13 protein-coding genes are annotated in these 17,053 nt (G+C 71.6%); 7 read left to right on the top strand and 6 right to left on the bottom strand.

Annotation, left to right across the window (positions count from 1 at the left end; genetic code table 11):
• Positions 1-6: 6 nt before the first annotated feature.
• Together ACF088_RS21720 and ACF088_RS21715 are read left to right on the top strand one after the other, a co-directional pair.
• Positions 7-1,239 (top strand): acyl-CoA dehydrogenase family protein, encoded by a 1,233-nt coding sequence (locus ACF088_RS21720; protein ID WP_392377424.1) that lies wholly within the window; start codon positions 7-9, stop codon positions 1,237-1,239.
• 148 nt (positions 1,240-1,387) lie between these two features.
• The gene (locus ACF088_RS21715) at positions 1,388-2,029 is read left to right on the top strand and encodes a MerR family transcriptional regulator (protein ID WP_392377423.1); all 642 of its coding nucleotides are present in this window, start codon (positions 1,388-1,390) and stop codon (positions 2,027-2,029) included.
• On the opposite strand, the gene ACF088_RS21710 is transcribed toward ACF088_RS21715, so the two are convergent.
• From ACF088_RS21710 to ACF088_RS21695, 4 genes are all read right to left on the bottom strand, one after another.
• On the bottom strand, positions 2,017-2,637 hold the full coding sequence (locus ACF088_RS21710; RefSeq protein ID WP_392377422.1) for a class I SAM-dependent methyltransferase: 621 nt from the start codon (positions 2,635-2,637) through the stop codon (positions 2,017-2,019). The genes ACF088_RS21715 and ACF088_RS21710 overlap by 13 nt on opposite strands.
• 444 nt (positions 2,638-3,081) lie before the next feature.
• Positions 3,082-3,687 (bottom strand): TetR/AcrR family transcriptional regulator, encoded by a 606-nt coding sequence (locus ACF088_RS21705; RefSeq protein ID WP_392377421.1) that lies wholly within the window; start codon positions 3,685-3,687, stop codon positions 3,082-3,084.
• A gap of 26 nt (positions 3,688-3,713) precedes the next feature.
• Entirely contained in the window at positions 3,714-5,375 is a 1,662-nt protein-coding gene (locus tag ACF088_RS21700; protein ID WP_392377420.1) for an AMP-binding protein, read from the bottom strand.
• 141 nt (positions 5,376-5,516) lie between these two features.
• Positions 5,517-6,290, bottom strand: a complete 774-nt coding sequence (locus ACF088_RS21695) for an SDR family oxidoreductase (protein ID WP_392377419.1) — start codon at positions 6,288-6,290, stop codon at positions 5,517-5,519.
• Between the two features lie 239 nt (positions 6,291-6,529).
• On the opposite strand from ACF088_RS21695, the gene ACF088_RS21690 reads away from it, so the two are divergent.
• On the top strand, positions 6,530-7,807 hold the full coding sequence (locus ACF088_RS21690; RefSeq protein WP_392377418.1) for an exo-beta-N-acetylmuramidase NamZ domain-containing protein: 1,278 nt from the start codon (positions 6,530-6,532) through the stop codon (positions 7,805-7,807).
• 308 nt (positions 7,808-8,115) lie between these two features.
• Complete coding sequence (locus tag ACF088_RS21685; RefSeq protein ID WP_392377417.1) at positions 8,116-9,360, top strand: MFS transporter; 1,245 nt, start codon at positions 8,116-8,118, stop codon at positions 9,358-9,360.
• 21 nt (positions 9,361-9,381) lie between these two features.
• On the opposite strand, the gene ACF088_RS21680 is transcribed toward ACF088_RS21685, so the two are convergent.
• Positions 9,382-10,404 (bottom strand): LysR family transcriptional regulator, encoded by a 1,023-nt coding sequence (locus tag ACF088_RS21680; protein ID WP_392377416.1) that lies wholly within the window; start codon positions 10,402-10,404, stop codon positions 9,382-9,384.
• 263 nt (positions 10,405-10,667) lie between these two features.
• On the bottom strand, positions 10,668-13,493 hold the full coding sequence (locus ACF088_RS21675; RefSeq protein WP_392377415.1) for a penicillin acylase family protein: 2,826 nt from the start codon (positions 13,491-13,493) through the stop codon (positions 10,668-10,670).
• Between the two features lie 253 nt (positions 13,494-13,746).
• Here ACF088_RS21675 and ACF088_RS21670 point away from each other — a divergent pair, with 253 nt between their 5' ends.
• The 3 genes from ACF088_RS21670 to ACF088_RS21660 all read left to right on the top strand — a co-directional run bounded on the left by ACF088_RS21670 (position 13,747) and on the right by ACF088_RS21660 (position 17,007).
• Complete coding sequence (locus ACF088_RS21670) at positions 13,747-14,367, top strand: hypothetical protein (protein ID WP_392377414.1); 621 nt, start codon at positions 13,747-13,749, stop codon at positions 14,365-14,367.
• A 119-nt stretch (positions 14,368-14,486) separates the two neighbouring features.
• Entirely contained in the window at positions 14,487-15,215 is a 729-nt protein-coding gene (locus ACF088_RS21665) for a 3-keto-5-aminohexanoate cleavage protein (RefSeq protein ID WP_392377413.1), read from the top strand.
• Positions 15,216-15,564: 349 nt separating this feature from the next.
• A complete protein-coding gene (locus ACF088_RS21660; RefSeq protein WP_392377412.1) occupies positions 15,565-17,007 on the top strand; it encodes an amidase in 1,443 nt (480 codons plus the stop codon).
• Positions 17,008-17,053 lie beyond the last annotated feature (46 nt).

Here is a 17,053-nt window from a genome sequence, read left to right as displayed (position 1 = left end):
ACACCCATGGACTTCGCATTCGACGCCCGCACCGAGGAGCTGCGCGAGAAGCTCCTGACGTTCATGGACGAGCATGTCTACCCGGCCGAGCAGACCGCCCACGAGCAGCGGGCCGCGCTCGCCTCTCCCTGGGACACCCCGGCGATCGTCGAGGAGCTCAAGGCCGAGGCCCGCAAGCAAGGCCTGTGGAACCTGTTCTTCGTGGATCAGCACAGCCTGCCCGACGCGGAGCACGGCGCCGGGCTGACGAATCTCCAGTATGCTCCGCTGGCCGAAATCACCGGCCGCAGCCCCCAGTTGGCGCCCACCGCACTGAACTGCGCGGCGCCGGACACCGGCAACATGGAGGTACTGGCACAGTTCGGCAACGCGGCGCAGCAGAAGCAGTGGCTGGCGCCGCTGCTGGCCGGTGAGATCCGGTCGGCGTTCGCGATGACCGAGCCGGAGGTGGCCTCGTCGGACGCCACCAACATCGAGACGCATATCGCGCGCGAGGGCGACGAGTACGTCATCAACGGCCGCAAGTGGTACATCTCCGGCGCGATGAACCCGCTGTGCCAGATCTTCATCGTGATGGGCAAGACCGACCCGGACGGCGCGGACCTCCGCCGCCAGCAGTCGATGATCCTGGTCCCGCGGGACACCCCCGGCGTGGAGGTCAAGCGCGCCATGCAGGTCTACGGCTACGAGGACCACTACCACGGCGGCCATGCCGAGGTGGTCTTCCACGACGTCCGGGTACCGGCGGCCAACCTGATCGGCGAGGAGGGCGGCGGCTTCGGCATCGCCCAGGCGCGACTCGGCCCCGGCCGGATCCACCACTGCATGCGGCTGATCGGCATGGCCGAGCGCGCCATCGAGCTGATGTGCCGCCGTGCGGTGACCCGTACGGCCTTCGGCAAGCCGCTGGCCCAGCAGGGCGTGGTGCAGGAGTGGATCGCGGACGCCCGGGTGGCGGTGGAGCAACTGCGGCTGCTGGTACTGAAGACCGCCTGGCTGATGGACACCGTCGGCAACAAGGGCGCCCACACCGAGATCCAGTCCATCAAGATCGCCACTCCGCGCACCGTCGTGGACATCCTCGACAAGGCGGTACAGCTGCACGGTGCGGGCGGCGTCAGCCAGGACTTCCCCCTGGCCGAGCTGTGGGCCGGCGCCCGTACGCTCCAGCTGGCGGACGGCCCCGACGAGGTGCACCAACGGTCGCTGGCACGCCGTGAATTGAAGCGCTACCTGTAGGGCCTGCCGGCCCGGGGCCGCCCCGGTACGCAGCCGTGCCCGAGGGGGTGGGGACCTCGGGCACGGCCTGCTCACGGCGCGAGCGGGCCCCCTGTCCACCGGTCGGAGCGGGCCCCGGCCGCGATGCCCCCGCCGTTATCCTCGGGGGATGCGTATCGGAGAACTGGCGCGGCGGACCGGGGTGCCGGTTCCGTCGATCAAGTACTACACCCGGGAAGGCATGTTGCCCCCGGGCGAGCGCATCAGTCCGAACCAGGTCCGGTACGCCGATTCGCACATCCGGCGGCTGAAGCTGATCCGGGCACTGACCGAAGTGGGCGGCTTGTCCATCGCGGCCGCCGCCGAGGTACTGGCCGGCATCGACTCTCCGGGCACCACCCCGCACGGCATGCTCGGGACCGCGCAGTCGGCGGTCAGCAAGGTGGCCGCCGAGCGGGGCACCGAGGAGATGTGGGAGCGCGCCGAGCAAGAGGTCGCGGAGCTGGTGCGGCGGCACGACTGGGCGGTACGGCCGGAGAATCCGGGGTGGCGGACGCTGGTGCAGGTCGTGGTCGCCTACCACGAGCTCGACCAGAGCGAGCTGCTCGGCCTGCTCGACCGGTACGCACAGGCCGCCGGCTCCCTGGCCGCCGCCGAGCTGGCGGCGTTCGACGGGGTCCCGAGCCTCGACGCCCAGATCGAGGGTGCGGTGCTCGGGACGGTGCTGGGCGACGCGGCGATGGCCGCACTACGGCGTATCGCCCAGGAGGACGGGGCCCGGCGGGCGCAGGCGCGGCCTCAGACCGGGTGAACGGGGTCGCCGGCCGGCACGAGGTGATGCACCCGGGCCGGCGGCAGGTTGCCCAGCACCAGTTCGGTACGGAAGGTGTGCCGGTCGAGTATGCGGCGCAGCGCGTTCTGGCCGTCGAGGGCATGGACCCGGGCGGCTCCGCCACTGAACGTACGGCGGACCGTCGCCCCGCCGACGTAGCCGAAGAAGGAGAGGGTGCCGCCGGGCCGCAGGGCGCCGAGCAGCCGGTCGAAGATGTCCGTCGTGGTGGGGGCGTCGAAGTTCGCGAACGGCAGGCCGCAGACGATCGTGTCGTAGGTGCCGAGTTCGTGCTCCTGCACCAGGCCGGTGAGGAACTGCAGCCGGGGGTCGCCGCCGTAGGCGCCGTGCAGGATGTCGACGAAGCGCGGGTTGGCCTCGACCAGGTCGAGGGTGTCCTCCCGGCCGAGCGCATCGGCGATATGGCGGGTCACCGCGCCGGTGCCAGGACCCACCTCCAGGACCGCGCGGGAGCGGCCGGGACTGGGGACCAGATAGCGGGTCAGGGCCCTGCCGAGCCGGGGACTGCTCGGAGCAATCGCGCCCACCTCCCGGCGCGTCCGTGCGTACTCCCGGAGAAACAGCGTCACTTCAGCCACAAGGCCACCCACATCGGTAGTGATAGCAGAACTATCGATACCGTAAGTTACGGACGGCGGATGAGGACAGCCCCGAGCCGTGGCCACCCCTGGAGTGTGGCTACCCGGGAGCGCATTCCCACAGGCCTTGCGCGCAATCCAACAAATTCCAGGAGATGCGGTGAAGGCCCTCCGGGGCCCGCCGGGAGGCGGCCCGGCTCGCCCCGATGTGGCCGGTCCGATACGCAGGGTGAGAGTGTGTGAGGAACGCCACACACGCAAATGTGGCCAAAAGAACACCACGGCCGGGCGGTGCGGGCGGCGGACCTCCCGGCGCCACGCCCGGGCTCGCACGGCGTGGCCGGGCGGGCCCGGTCCTCCGCCCCGGGCCGGGCCTCCGGACCATGGCCACGGGCCACGGGCCACGGGCCACGGCGTGCGGTGCCCGGTGCGCGCCTACGGCCGCAGGGCACGCAGCAGCAGATCCGCCAGGTGATCGGCGACCTGCTGCGGGCTGAGCGGTCCCTCCTCGCGGTACCACGTGCCCAGGTGGTGCACGGAGCCGAAGTGGTAGTCCACGACCAGGTCGGCGGGGATGTCGGCGGCGAACACACCGGTGCGCTGGCCCTCCTCGACCAGGGCCCGGAACCGTTCGTGGTAGCGGCGGCGTTCGGCGCGTACCTGCTTGTCCTTCTCCGGGCTGAGCTGGTGCATCGAGCGGAAGAAGATCTTGGTGTCGTCGAGGTTCTCGATGGTGGTGACGACCACATCGGCGGCGGCGTCCCGCAGTCTCTTCTCCACCGGCGCGTCGGCGCCGGCGAAGTGGTCGAGCCGCTCCTGCTGGAGTCGCAGGACCCGGCCGTAGACCTCGTGGAGCAGATCCTCCTTGGAGCCGAAGTAGTGGTAGAGGGCGCCCTTGGTGACGCCCGCCGTATCGACGATCTCCTGGACGGAGGTGCGGTCGTAGCCCTGCTCCGCGAAGAGCTTGGTAGCGGTCGCCAGCAGCCGCTGGGCCACCGGCTTCGCACCGCCGTTGCCGTTGCCGTCCTTCGTGCCGGCCATCGCCCTCACCTGTCCTTCGTGCTTAGTCATGCGCGGTGGCGCAGCTCCCGTCGGAGGATCTTGCCACTCGTGGTCTTCGGAAGCTCGGCCAGGATCTCCACCGCACGGGGATATTTGTACGCCGCGAGCCGTTCCTTGCAGTAAGCGGCCAGCTCGGCCGGCTCCGGGGACGTCCCGGGGCGCAGGCTGACATAGGCCTTGACCGACTCGCCGCGGTAGGCGTCGGGCACCCCGACGACCGCCGCCTCGCGCACCGCCGGGTGGCTGTAGAGGACGTCCTCGACCTCGCGCGGCCACACCTTGAAGCCGGAGGCGTTGATCATGTCCTTCTTGCGGTCGACGACGTACAGCCAGCCGCCGGCGTCCATGAAACCGATGTCGCCGGTCCGCAGCTCGCCGTCCGGGATGGCCTCGGCGGTGGCGTCGGGGCGGCGCCAGTAGCCGGGGACGACCTGGGGGCCGCGGACCGTTATCTCGCCCTGCTCGCCGAACGGCAGGTCCCGGCCCCTCTCGTCGGTGATCCGGACGACGGTGTCGGGGCCGGGGACGCCCACGGCGAGCGTGCCGGAGACCTTGTCGACCGGTGCCTGCCTGCCGGGCGGGACGCTGGCACACGGGGCGGTGCACTCGGTCAGGCCGTAGCCGTTGTGGAGGTACGGCCCGAAGTCGGTGCGGAACTTCTCGACGAGGGCGGGCGGCAACGGCGCACCGCCCGAGGACATGGTCCGGAAGGACGCGAAGTGGTCGCGGGTGACGCCGGGATGGGCCATCAGCGCCATGTAGGCGGTGGAGGGCCCGACCGTGTAGGCGGGGCGGTGCTCCAGGAAGGCGTCCAGGACGACGCCGGCGTCGAAGCGGTAGGCGAGCGCCAGGGTGCCGGAGTTGGCGACGCAGGCGGCCAGTTCGCAGACCATGCCGGTGATGTGGAAGAGCGGGGCGAGCGCGAAGTAGGTGGCGCCTTCGGGCAGGGCCAGGCCGGTGCGCTGGCGTTCGGCGTTGTAGGTGATGTTGCCGTGGGTGTTGGTGGCGCCCTTGGGGGTGCCGCTGGTGCCGGAGGTGTAGCTGATCAGCGCGAGGTCGTCGGCGGTGAGCTCCGGGTCGGCGGGCACCGCGCGGATCCTCCCCGCGGTGCGGGCGACGGTCAGCAGATCGTCGGCGCCCTCCTGCGGTCCGAGCGGCTCACCGCGCAGCACCCGCGGGTCGTCACGGGTCTGCAGGTCCCGCTCCCGGACGGTGAGCGCGAGCCGTACGGACGGCGCCTCGGCGGCGGTGGCACGCAGAAAGCCGTCCCAGGCGCGGTCGGCGCAGATGACGGCGGTGACCTCGGCATCGTCCAGGATGTGCCGCATTTCGGCGGACTTGTACATGGGGTTGACCGGCACCACCACACCGCCGGCCTTCCACACGCCGAGCAGGGCGAGCACGAAGTGCGGGGTGTTCTGCAGCATGAGCGCGGCCCGGTCGCCGCGCCGGAAGCCGCGCTCGGCGAGGTGGGCGGCGATGCCGTCGGAGAGCGCATCGGTCTCGGCGTAGGACAGCCGGCCGTCGAAGTAGGCGAGCGCCGTGCGGTCGGGGACGCGGCCCACCGCGGCCCGGAAGGCGTGCAGCATCGAGGGGGGCGGCTGGACGGGGGCGCGCTGGGCGTCGGTGAGCTGTGCCAGCCACGGCATGTCCTGGTAGGAGGTCATCGGGGTGCGGCCCTTTCTTCCTGATCGCCTGATCATCCCTGCGGGGGAGACACCTGGGTGACGTGGGGTGACGCATGGGCCCGGCCGGCCTGTCACCGGGCCCTGCCGGGCGCGTCCGGGCTGCGGTGTCGTCGCCAGGCCCTAGGAGCGGCCGCCCTCGGTCTCCTCCAACTTCCGCTGGAGGTGGTTCATACCGCCGAGCCAGCGGTCGGGGTCGGCCGCCCGCGCGGTGTAGTAGTCCGCGACCTCCGGATGCGGCAGGACCAGGAAGCGGCCCGCCGCCATCGCCGCGAAGAGCGCCTCGGCGACATCCTCGGGTTCCACGGCCGTGGGCGTCAGGACCAGGTCCCCGGCGACACCGGTGGCGGCCAGCATGTCGGTGCGGACGCCCTGCGGGCAGATGGCGTGGACGTCGATGCCGCGGTGCCGGTAGGTCAGCGAGAGCCACTCCGCGAAGGCGTAGGCGCCGTGCTTGGTGACGCTGTACGGGGCGGCGGCGACCATGGTGAGCAGGCCCGCGGCGGAGACCGTGGAGATGAAGCGACCGCTGCCGCGCTCCAGCCACTCGGGCAACAGCTCCCGCGCGGCCCGGACGTGGGCCATGACGTTGACGTCCCAGGCCAGCGTCCAGTCCTCCTCGGACGCCTCGGGCCCGCCGCCGGTGCCCACCCCGGCGTTGGCGCAGAAGATGTCGATACCGCCGCCGAGCGCCGCCCGTGCGGCCGGGACGACGGCGGAGGCATCGCCGGGGACCGCGATCGCCCCGATCTCCCCGGCGGTCTTCGCCGCCTTGGCCTCGTCCAGATCGTTGACCACGACCCGGGCGCCCTCGGCGGCGAACCGGCGGGCCAGCGCGGCGCCGATCCCCCCGCCCGCCCCGGTCACGACAACGGTCTTGTCCCGTACGGCTTCCACGCTGGGTCTCCCTCGGTCGTGTCGATTCGGCTGAGGGGCAGACTAACCAGTCGGTATGTCCCGGCGGAAGAGCCCCTGCCGTACCGGATGGGTCCGTGCGGAGGAGTCCTTGCCACCGGACGGGTCCCCTACGGAAGAGTCCGTGCCGCACCCGCCGGGTCCGTTCCGCCACGCCCCGGACCGGGCTAGCGTGCACACGACACGTGCCCGGTTGATTCCCTGATCACGGAGGTGTGCGGATGGCTCTGTCGAGACGCGTTCTGCTCGGGCGGCTGGCGGCGACCGGAGCGGCCGGTGCGGCACTGGCCGCGGGCGCGGGACCCGCGCAGGCGGCGCGCCCCGAGCACGGCGGCGGGCGGCGGGTTCACACCGGCTTCGAGCGGCTGTCCGCCGACGGCTACCGCCTCCTGGACGGCCACCGGGTCGGCATCGTCACCAACCCCACCGGCGTCACCCGGGATCTGCGGCACATCGTGGATGTGATGCACGCCGACGACCGGGTGCGGCTGACCGCCGTCTTCGGCCCCGAGCACGGCTTCCGCGGCACCGCACAGGCCGGCGGTTCCGAGGGCCGCTACGACGATCCCGCCACCGGACTGCCCGTCTACGACACGTACAACAAGAGCGGCAGGGAACTCGCCGACATCTTCGGCGCCTCCGGTGTGGACACCGTCGTCTTCGACATCCAGGACGTGGGCGCGCGGTTCTACACCTACATCTGGACGCTGTACGACTGCATGGTGGCGGCGGCACTCGCCGGCAAGCGCTTCGTCGTCCTCGACCGGCCCAATCCGGTCACCGGCCGCTCGCCCACCGGCCCGGTGCTCGACAAGGCGTACGCCTCCTTCGTCGGCCGGGAGCCGATCACACAGGCACACGGGATGACGGTGACGGAGCTGGCGCTGCTGTTCAACGGCGAGTTCGTGCCGCAGGCGGCCGGGCGCCCGGTGGAGCTGGAGACCGTGCGGATGACCGGCTGGCGGCGCACCGAATTCTTCGACGCCACCGGCCTGCCCTGGGTGCCGCCGAGCCCCAACATGCCCACGCCCGATACCGCCCTGGTCTACTCCGGCACCTGCCTCTTCGAGGGCACCAACCTCTCCGAGGGACGCGGCACCACCCGCCCCTTCGAGCTGCTGGGTGCGGACGGCATCGACCGGCGCTGGGCCGCGGCCGCCACCGGACTGGGCCTGCCCGGCGTCCACTTCCGGGAGGCCTACTTCGCCCCCACCTTCTCCAAGTTCCAGGGCAAGACGATCGGCGGCGTCCAACTGCACGTCCACGACCGCGAGGCGTTCGACCCGGTACGCACCGGCGTCGGCCTCCTGGTGACCGCGAAGCGGGTCTGGAGCGGCTTCGCCTGGCGTCCTGACAACGGCATCGACCGGCTGACCGGCTCGTCCACCGTCCGGAAGATGATCGACGCGGGCGCGGGTCCGGACGAGATCGTGGCCGCCTGGCAGGAGGGCCTGAAGCACTTCCGAGCGGTGCGGCGGCGGTATCTGCGGTACCCGTAAGCGCCACCCGACAAGGGCGTCGGGCCGGTCACGGCACGGGCCGGTCACGATCCGGACCGGTCACGATCCGGGCCGGCCCCGGTCCCGTCCTGCCCCCGGTCCCGCCCTGCCCCGGTCTCAAGAACCGAGACAGCCCATTTCGCCTATTGACTGCCCCCTACACCGAGCCGGAAAGTGCGCTGGTGAGTAGTGACGCGACATCAGCGCAGACAACAACGCAGGCAACGACGCAGGCAACGACGCAGGCAACAACAGATTCTCCCCCGGAGACGAGAGGGGATGCCGGCGGCGGTGAGAGCCTGCGCCGGGTGGCGGTGGCCTCCTTCATCGGGACGGCGATCGAGTTCTACGACTTCTACATCTACGGCACGGCCGCCGCGCTCGTCCTCAACCAGGCGTTCTTTCCGACGCTCAACCCGGTCAACGCCACCCTCGCGTCCTTCTCCACCTACGCGGTGGCGTTCGCCGCGCGGCCGCTGGGCTCAGTGCTCTTCGGCCACTTCGGTGACCGGGTGGGCCGTAAGTCCGTCCTGGTCGCCTCGCTGCTGCTGATGGGGCTCTCGACGGCGTGCGTCGGGCTGCTCCCGGGCTATGGCACCTGGGGCGTCTGGGCGCCGTTGCTGCTGCTGGTGCTGCGCTTCCTGCAGGGCATCGGCCTGGGCGGCGAGTGGGGCGGGGCCGCACTGCTCGCGGTCGAGCATGCACCGCGCAGGCGTCGTGGGCTGTATGCGGCCTTCCCGCAACTCGGCCCGTCCGTGGGGTTCTTCGCAGCGACCGGGGTGTTCTGGCTGTTGTCGTCCGTGCTCGATGATGCGGCGTTCCGCTCGTGGGGCTGGCGGGTGCCGTTTCTGCTGTCGTTCCTGCTGGTCGGCGTGGGGCTGTTCGTACGGCTGAAGATCAGTGAGACGCCGGTGTTCGCAAAGGTGCTGGACGCCCGGGAAGCGAGCAAGGTTCCCGCCGTCGAGGTGCTGCGCCGTCATCCGCGCGAACTGCTGCTGGGCGCGGGCGGCATGATCGTCGCGTACGGCCTCTTCTACACCGCGACGACCTACTGCCTGTCCTACGCCACCGCCACCCTCGGCATCTCCCGCAACACCATGCTGGGGCTCTCCCTCGTCGCCTGCCTCTTCCTGGCCGCCGGTACCTGGCTCGCCGCCACCCGTTCCGACGGCGCCGGGCGCCGCAAGCTGATCCTGGCCGGGAGCGCCCTCGCGCTGGTGTGGGGGCTGGTGCTCTTCCCGCTGCTGGACACCGGGGCGCCGGTGCTGATCGCCCTCGGCATCGGCGGCGCGCTGTTCTGCATGGGCGTGGTGTACGGCCCGATGGGCGCCTATCTGCCGGAGCTGTTCGGTGCACGGGTGCGGTACTCGGGCGCCTCGCTGGCCTACAACCTGGGCGGCGTCCTCGGCGGCGCGGTGGCCCCGCTGGTCGCCACCCGGCTCCAGTCGGCGTACGGGTCGGCCTCGGTGGGCTGGTACGTCAGCGCGATGGCGGTCGTCTCGCTGCTGTGCGTGCTGGCGCTGCCGGAGACCCGGGAGCGGGATCTGGTCTGAGGTGCCGGTGCCGCCGGGCGCTCACGAGCTCAGCCACCATCGCCCGCTCTCCCTGGACAGCGCGTCCCACAGGAGGTTGAGGGGGTGGCCGGGGGCGTAGGAGTCCCGCTCGCCGCGGCGGGTGAAGACGCCGACCAGCACCTCGGTCCTGGGGCCCACCTCCCCGACGATCTCCAGGGTGCGCAGGCCGCCGGCTTCCGGGAGACGGCCGTCCGCGGCGGCCTCCCCGATGCCCCGGGTGACCAGCATCGCCCCGCTGACCACTCCCGACCGCAGCAGTTCGAAGCCGTAGTGCGCGGCCTCGATCTCGGCGGCCACGGACAGCTTGTGCCGGTAGTCGGGGCCGTACCAGGAGGTCAGGAATCGGCTGATCAGGCCGCGCGTCGAGACGACCAGCGGGAGCCGGGGCAGGTCGTGGGCGCCGAAGGAGGTGCCGGGGAGCCGTTCCGGCGGCAGGTTCGTCAGCAGGGAGAGCCCGCTGCGCCGCCATTCCATGACCTCGTACGGAGCCAGTACTTCCGCTTCGTCGCCTTCGGTGACCACGACGCTGCCGCAGACCAGATCGAGTTCCTTGGAGCGCAACTTGGCGAAGAGGTCGCCGGTGCGGACATGGGTGACCTTCAGGTCGACGTCGTCGCGCTCATAGTCCTCGGCGACGCGTTCCACCGCGTCCAGCAGAAAGCCGAGGGTGTAGCGGGTGGTGCCGACGGACAGCGTCCGGCCGAGCCGGCGGCGGGCGTCGCGCACCCCGTCCGACCACTCCCCCAGCGTGCGCCGCGCCAGCTCGACCAGCGCCTCGCCGGTCGCGGTGAACAGGGCGTCCCTGCCCCGCCCTTGTTTGAGGACCAGCTCCTCGCCGCACAGCGCGGCAAAGGTGCGGTTCATGGTGTCCAGCTGCTTTTGCACACTGGACTGTTCGCGGCCCAGCCGCCGCGCGGCGCCCAGCGCGGTACCCGCCTCGTGGACGACGATCAGCGTGCGCAGCTGGTCCATGGTGGTATCCAGCAGCTCCGTCGGGTACTGCTGCGGACCTGACAAGGCCATGCCTCGCTTTCCCATCCCCTGGAGTTCAGAACCCTGCAGCATAACCCCCGCGGAAATTCCGCCCGGGAGCAGCCGGGGCTCTCCGGGGATTTACTCCGGAATGCGCCGGATGCGTTCGCGGTACCCGTGAAATGGCCCGTCCCGCACGGGATCTCCGCCTCCGGAAAGCACGGCGCACAGGCCCCGGGCGTGCGCCCGGGGCCTGCTGATGGTGCGTCCGTTCCGTTGGTGCCGTGGGACCGTCCGCCGGTCCCGCGGTGCCGCTACCGGTGTGCCGGGAACTCCACGACCTGCTGGTAGGTCGGCCGGTTCTGCCAGCTGATGGTGTCGTGGGTCAGACCGCCCACCGCGCGGTGGATGATCGCGTCCGCGCACCACTGGTCGCCGGCCTTGCAGCTGTCGTCGCCGGGGTAGACCTGCTCGGCCGTCTTCCCGCTCGCCTGCTGGAGTGTGGCCAGCAAGGTGTCGCGGCAGGCGGACAGTTCACCGTTCCCGCAGTACGGCTGCGCGAGCGGGCCCGCCACCTTGTCACCGAGCACCGACCGCAGATCCTTGTCCGCGTAGCTCCACCAGCCGTACTGGAAGGCCGATCCGGCGTGCGCCCCGGTCGGGCCGTGGCCTGCCGACGGGGATTCGTCGATCCCGAGGTTGGCCCGCAGCGCGTCATAGAGGTCGCCGCCCAGCCCCGGCTTGAAGACCGCGTCGATCATCAGCGGCCACCAGGCGTCCATGAGGCGTACGGCGTCGGGGTGGGTGTAGGTGTGCGAGCCCGCGGCGGTCTCCCGGCGCTGGGCGCCGTCCTTGCGCCAGGCCTCCAGCTGCTGGACCGCGGTCTTCAGCTTCGGATCGGTGACGGGCTTGCTCTGCAGGACCCGCAGGAGTTCGGGCAGCACGTCCTCGCCGCGCAGGTCGGTGACGGCGGCCTCGGACATGGCGCGGGTCAGCGACGCCCGGGTCACCCCGCCGTCCTCGGTCAGTGCGCGCACCCGGTCGTCCAGCAGGTTGCCGCGGTGCACCGACCCGTTGCCGAAGCCGGCCGAGTCGTAGTCCTTGGCCTGCTTGTTGTTCCACGAGATGTAGTAGTCCTGGCCGACGGACTGCGGATGCTGGGCGGGCGGGGTGTAGTCGGTGGTGTTGGTGGCCGGGTCGTAGCCCTTCCACTCGTAGGCGTCCTCCGCCTTGATGGGCAGTGAGGGGTCGACCTCGGGGTTGCGGACCGGGTTGAGACCGCTGTTGTAGTACGCGATGTCACGGGAGTCGGCGTAGAACCAGTTGAAGGCGTAGCCGATGTGCTCGGCGGCCTTCTGGAAGGTCTGGGCGTCGCGGACGTAGGACGGGTCGTTGAACATCTGGAAGCCGATGATCGAGTCGGCCTCGTGGCGGTAGGTGGAGCGCTGTGCGGTGTAGGCGACGGGCTTGCCGTCGACGGTGGCGCGGTGGGTGACGGTCCCGTACTTCGTCCGGAAGACCTGCATCCGGTAGGAGCCGGCCGCCGTCGGGTCGGCGACGGTGGGCTTCCAGGAGTTGGTGCGCTCCAGCTTCTCCATGGGGACGCAGGCGCCGCGGTAGCGGTAGGAGGCGGAGTCCTTGGTGGGCGCGGAGCCGTCCGCGTTGCAGAGCTCCACGGCGTAGGTGTCGGTGATGTCCTGGCCGGCGGAGGTGGCGCTCCAGGCGTAGTCCTGGCCGCGGCCGAGCTGGACGTACATCCCCACGCCCGCGAAGGAGGCGCCGCGGGCGCTGATGCCGGGCCCCTGGATCTCCTGGAGCATCAGGAGCTGCGGCGCGAAGTAGCCGGTCTGCGGGCCGAAGACGGCGACCGGGTGGCCGCTGGCGGAGTGCTTGCCGGAGACCAGCAGGGCGTTGGACATCCCGCGGTGCTGGGTGGGGTCGAAGCTCCCCTTGGGCAGCACCCCGTCCTTGAAGAGACCTTCCAGCTTCTTGTACTTCTTGGGCGCCTTGACCGGGTCCCGCGGCGGTGTCCCGCTCTTGACGGTGGCCGCGCCGGTGCGGTCGTGGACCAGCGGCTCGGGGGTGACCGAGCCGGGGTCGGGCAGTGCGGTGCCCTTGGCCTTGGCCGGCTTGACCGCGTACGGGAAACTGCTGCCGTCGTGCAGGGTCTTGGCGGCCTCGGGGTCGTTGCGCTCCCGGAAGGACTCCCAGACCTCGGTGCCCTTCTCGACGCCGTACTTCTGCTGGGCGGAGAGCAGCGCGAGGGCCGAGGGGACCTCACCGCCTCCGCCGTTGCCGAAGAGGCCGCCGACGACGGAGGCGAGGGCTATCAGATCGGTGAGCTTGAAGGGCTGGATCTCACCGGCGTTGGTGATCGCGTCGACATGCCCGGTGAGGACGTACTCGCCGGGGAAGTAGCGGCCGTTCTTGGACTGTTCGCGGTAGGCGTTGATGCCGTCGATATAGGCCTGGGCGTCTTCCATGGCCAGTTTGCCGCGCTCGCCGTTGGAGTCGCGGATGGTGTCGACCTGGGCCTGGAGATCGGCTTCGGTGTAGGGCGCCTGCGGCCAGAACTGCTGCTCCAGGCCCTGGTTGGCGAGCGCGCCGCCGGCGAAGGAGGTCAGTTCGCCGCGGCCGATGTGGCGGAAGAGGTCCATCAGCCAGAGCCGGTCCTGGCCCGCGGCGTAGCCGGCGCCGAACTCGGTGCCGTAACGGGTGGTGCCCTTGATGTGCGGCACCCCGGTCTTCTTGTCCCGGGTGATGGTCACGTCGTTGCGGGGCGTGGTGACCTTGCCGACCTGGTCCTGGGGGACGCCGAAGGAGGCATCGTTGAAGAACTGGGTGAGGGTGTCGTCGGTGAGCGACTGATAGCCGCTCGCCAGCGCGCCGTACGGGCCGAGTTGGTCGGCGGAGTGCTCGGGATGGGTGCCGAACAGCTTGTTGCCGAGGATCTCCACCAGGGTGGCGTTGCCGGTGGCGCCGGGCGGCAGGATGTCGGCGCACTGGCCCTGGCAGTAGTCGTGGGCGTCATCGGGTGCGGCGGCCGCGGCCGCGGTGGGGGGCGGTGCCAAGAACGTGGCACCCAGGGCGAACAGGGCCACCGCGGCGGCGGTCCTGAGCCTTCCGGTACGTCGTCGCATTCCTGCTCCTCGCTGGGGGTCCCCTGCCCGTCACGGGCGCGGGGGAGGGCGGGCGGGACGTTACCGCCGGTTATCCCCGACCGGAAGATGAACAACAGTCAACTTTTCCCCTTCCGGCGGGAGTTTCCGCCGGCGCCCCCGGCACCTCGGAACATCGCCCCCCGAAACCGCAAGAAAGTTCGATGGATCCAGTTGGCGATCCGCTACGTCCCATCTCCGTTCAGTCGGATCCTCCCCACGGAGGTGGGATGAAATGGCCGGTTTCAGAGCCCTCGCAGAACAGGTCCGCAATCCACGACTCGTCGCGGCTCAGCGGCGCACGGCCCTGCGCAAGTGCCTTGAACGCTTTGCCCCTTACGGGCATCGGGCGACCTGGCACCATCTGTGCACCCGGGCCGGTATCGCGACCCAGGACCGCGACCCCGATCCGGAGCGGCTGATGGCCGCGCTCGCCGAGCTGGAAGAGGCCCGCACGCTCTGGCTCGCGTACGAGGAAGAGTTCGCCGCCCGGCGCCGCAAGGAGAAGCACGACGGCATCCGGCAGCCCGGCGCGATCGACGAATGGCACCGGCGGACCTGGGGCGGCTGCGACATCGTGCCGTGCGAGTCACCGCAGCGCCACCCCGCGGCCCGCCTCGCGGTGGTGCTGCACCGCATGATCGTGGCGATGGAAGCCGGGCGGCAGCGCCGCGACTGCCCGGTGTGCGGCGGCACCCGCTTCGCCTGGATCCCGGACTCGGTGGACGCACCGGCAGCCGGGCCGGCCTGCCGGCAGTGCGGGGTGCTGGCCCCGCTGTCCGTGCTGACGCACGAGGCGCTGGCCGCGGCGGGCCGGGCGCGGATGCACGAAGCGGAGGCGTTCGCGGCGGCCTGAGGCGCCAGGCCGCGTCCCCTCAGCTCACAGCGCAAGACACCTAGCGCCGCCGTACGGCCGGTGACACCGGAACGGCCGGAATCAGTGCCACTGTCATACCCTGCTGTCATCATCGGGGCATGCTTCAGGTCTGTCTCAACGGCCCCCGTACGGCGGCCGATTCCGCGGCGGTTCCGGTGTCACCGGCCGCCCTCGCCGAGGCCGCGCAGCAGGCGGTGGCGGCCGGTGCCTGCGATGTCCATGTCCACCCCAAGACCCCGTGCGGCGAGGACTCCCTTGCGCCGCAAGTGGTGGCCGCCGCCCTGGAAGCCGTCCGGGCGGTGGTGGATGTCCCGGTCGGGGTGACGACCGGCGCCTGGTGCGAGCCGGATCCCGCAGTCCGCGCGGAGCGGGTCCGCTCCTGGACGGTACTGCCCGACCACGCCTCGGTGAACTGGCACGAGCCGGGCGCCGAAGCCGTCGCCGCCGCCCTGCTGGAGCGCGGCATAGGCATCGAGGCCGGCATCTGGTCGGGCACGGACGCCGCGGAGTCGTTCGCCCGCTCACCGCTCGCGCCGCGGGTGCTGCGGGTGCTGGCCGAAGTGATGGACACCGACGCCGGGTCCGCGCCGCCCCTCGCGCGTGAGCTGCTGACCGCCGTGGCCGGCGCCGCGCCCGGCCGCCCGGTGCTGCTGCACGGGATGGACGGCGGGGCCTGGCCCGTGCTGCGGCTGGCCGGCGAGCTGGGCCTGTCCACCCGGATCGGCATCGAGGACACCCTGCTGCTGCCCGACGGCCGGCCGGCTACCGCCAATGCCCAACTGGTGTCCGCTGCAGCGACCTTGCTGAGCGGCCTTCCCGGCGGATGACCGGCGGATGACCGGCGAGGTGCGTTCCGGCGATGACCGGCGAGGTACGTTCCGGCGATGACCGGCGAGGTGCGTTCCGCCGCATGATCGCGCTCGCCGGCTCCCGCATCGTCGCCCCTCCGGGGTGGAGCCGCCGGCTCGTCCCGCCCACCACGCCCTCCTGCCCGCCCTCGTCCGGCTCCGGGTCGGCATCCCGTTCCGCTGCGGCCTTTACGAGCCGCCCCTCAAGCTGAAACAACTGTTCACGGGCTGACCACCCATACCGGCATCGCGCCCGCCTGGTGTCGTCGGCCCTCCCGCCCGTACGGCACAGGGCCGTACGGGCACCCGTAGGAGAGGGTGGACGTCCATGGCCGAACTGCACGATCTGACCGCGCTCGAACAGGCCGAAGGAATCCGGTCGGGTGAGCTCTCCCCCGTGGAACTCACCGAGCACTACCTGACACGGATCGAGCGGCTCGACGACTCCCTCGGTGCCTTCCTCACCCGCACCCCGGAGACAGCCCGTAAGCAGGCCTCGGACGCCGAGAGCGAGGCCGCCGCGGCCCGCCGGGAGGGCCGTGCGCTCCCGCCGCTGCACGGCGTCCCCGTCCCCGTGAAGGACCTCAATCAGGTCGCCGGGGTGCGCTGCACGATGGGTTCCCGGGCGCTGGCCGGGCAGGTGCCGACCGTCGACGACCATGTCGTCCACAAGCTGCGGGCGGGCGGCACGATCCTGCTCGGCAAGACCAACACCCCCGAATTCGGGCTGCCGTGCTACACCGAGAACGACTTGGCACCGCCCGCCCGCACCCCGTGGGACCTGGATCTCTCGGCGGGCGGCTCCAGCGGCGGGGCGGCCGCGGCCGTGGCCGGCGGCCTGGCACCGCTCGCGCACGCCAGCGACGGCGGCGGCTCGGTCCGTATCCCGGCCTCCGTCTGCGGACTGTTCGGCATCAAACCCAGCCGCGGCCGGATCAGCGGCGGCCCGCTGCTGCACGACATCTCCGGCCTGGCCACCTCGGGACCACTGGCCCGTACGGTCGCGGACGCGGCCACCCTGCTGGACGTCATGGCGGGCGCGATGCCCGGCGACCCGTTCGCCGCGCCGTCACTGGCGCCCGGGGAGACCTTCGCCGCACACGCCCGCCGCGACCCCGGACGGCTGCGGATCGCCTGCCTCACCGAGGCGCCCGTCCCCGGCATCGAGGTCCACTCCGACTGCCGCACCGCCACCACCGACACCGCCGCCCTGCTGACCGGGCTCGGCCACGAGGTCGAGGAGTTGTCCCTGCCGGCCGACGACGGCATCCTGCTCGCCTTCACCCGAGTCTGGTCGGTGCTCGCCGCGAGCCGCCCCGTACCGCCGGAGCGCGAGGAGCTGCTGATGCCGCTCACCCGCCATCTGCGCGCCCGCGGCGCCGAGGTCTCCGGAACGGACTTCGCACGCTCGATGTACGCGTTCCGGATTCTCGCCCAGTCCGTCGCGGACGGCCTGATGCCGCCGGGCACCGGCTATGACGTGATCCTCTCGCCCACGGTGGCCGCGCCTCCGGTGCCGGTCGGCGGGCTGCGCAACGACGCCGATCCTCAGGCCGAGTTCGCCGCCATCGGCGCCTTCGCCCCCTTCACCGCGCTCTACAACGCCACGGGCCAGCCCGCGGTGAGCGTCCCGCTGCAGTGGAACGCCGAGGGCCTGCCGATCGGGGTGATGCTGGCCGGGCGGTACGGCGACGAGGCCACCTTGATCGCGCTGTCGGCGCAGCTGGAGCAGGCCCGCCCGTGGGCGGGCCGCACCCCGTCCATGTGGTGACGGAGCCGGAACACCCGCGCCCGCCCCGTCATGGGGCGGGCGCACC

The organism is Streptomyces sp. NPDC015125 (genome assembly GCF_043080045.1).
Taxonomy (GTDB): Bacteria; Actinomycetota; Actinomycetes; order Streptomycetales; family Streptomycetaceae; genus Streptomyces.
Note: the sequence above shows the minus strand (reverse complement) of the source record. Positions and strands in the feature narration are given on the sequence as shown.

Excerpts from the sequence above, each read along its gene's own strand:
- ACF088_RS21720 (WP_392377424.1), top strand. The coding sequence starts at position 7 with ATGGACTTCGCATTCGACGCCCGCACCGAGGAGCTGCGCGAGAAGCTC.
- ACF088_RS21715 (WP_392377423.1), top strand. The coding sequence starts at position 1,388 with ATGCGTATCGGAGAACTGGCGCGGCGGACCGGGGTGCCGGTTCCGTCG.
- ACF088_RS21705 (WP_392377421.1), bottom strand. The coding sequence starts at position 3,687 with ATGGCCGGCACGAAGGACGGCAACGGCAACGGCGGTGCGAAGCCGGTG.
- ACF088_RS21700 (WP_392377420.1), bottom strand. The coding sequence starts at position 5,375 with ATGACCTCCTACCAGGACATGCCGTGGCTGGCACAGCTCACCGACGCC.
- ACF088_RS21690 (WP_392377418.1), top strand. The coding sequence starts at position 6,530 with ATGGCTCTGTCGAGACGCGTTCTGCTCGGGCGGCTGGCGGCGACCGGA.
- ACF088_RS21680 (WP_392377416.1), bottom strand. The coding sequence starts at position 10,404 with ATGGCCTTGTCAGGTCCGCAGCAGTACCCGACGGAGCTGCTGGATACC.
- ACF088_RS21675 (WP_392377415.1), bottom strand. The coding sequence starts at position 13,493 with ATGCGACGACGTACCGGAAGGCTCAGGACCGCCGCCGCGGTGGCCCTG.
- ACF088_RS21670 (WP_392377414.1), top strand. The coding sequence starts at position 13,747 with ATGGCCGGTTTCAGAGCCCTCGCAGAACAGGTCCGCAATCCACGACTC.
- ACF088_RS21665 (WP_392377413.1), top strand. The coding sequence starts at position 14,487 with ATGCTTCAGGTCTGTCTCAACGGCCCCCGTACGGCGGCCGATTCCGCG.
- ACF088_RS21660 (WP_392377412.1), top strand. The coding sequence starts at position 15,565 with ATGGCCGAACTGCACGATCTGACCGCGCTCGAACAGGCCGAAGGAATC.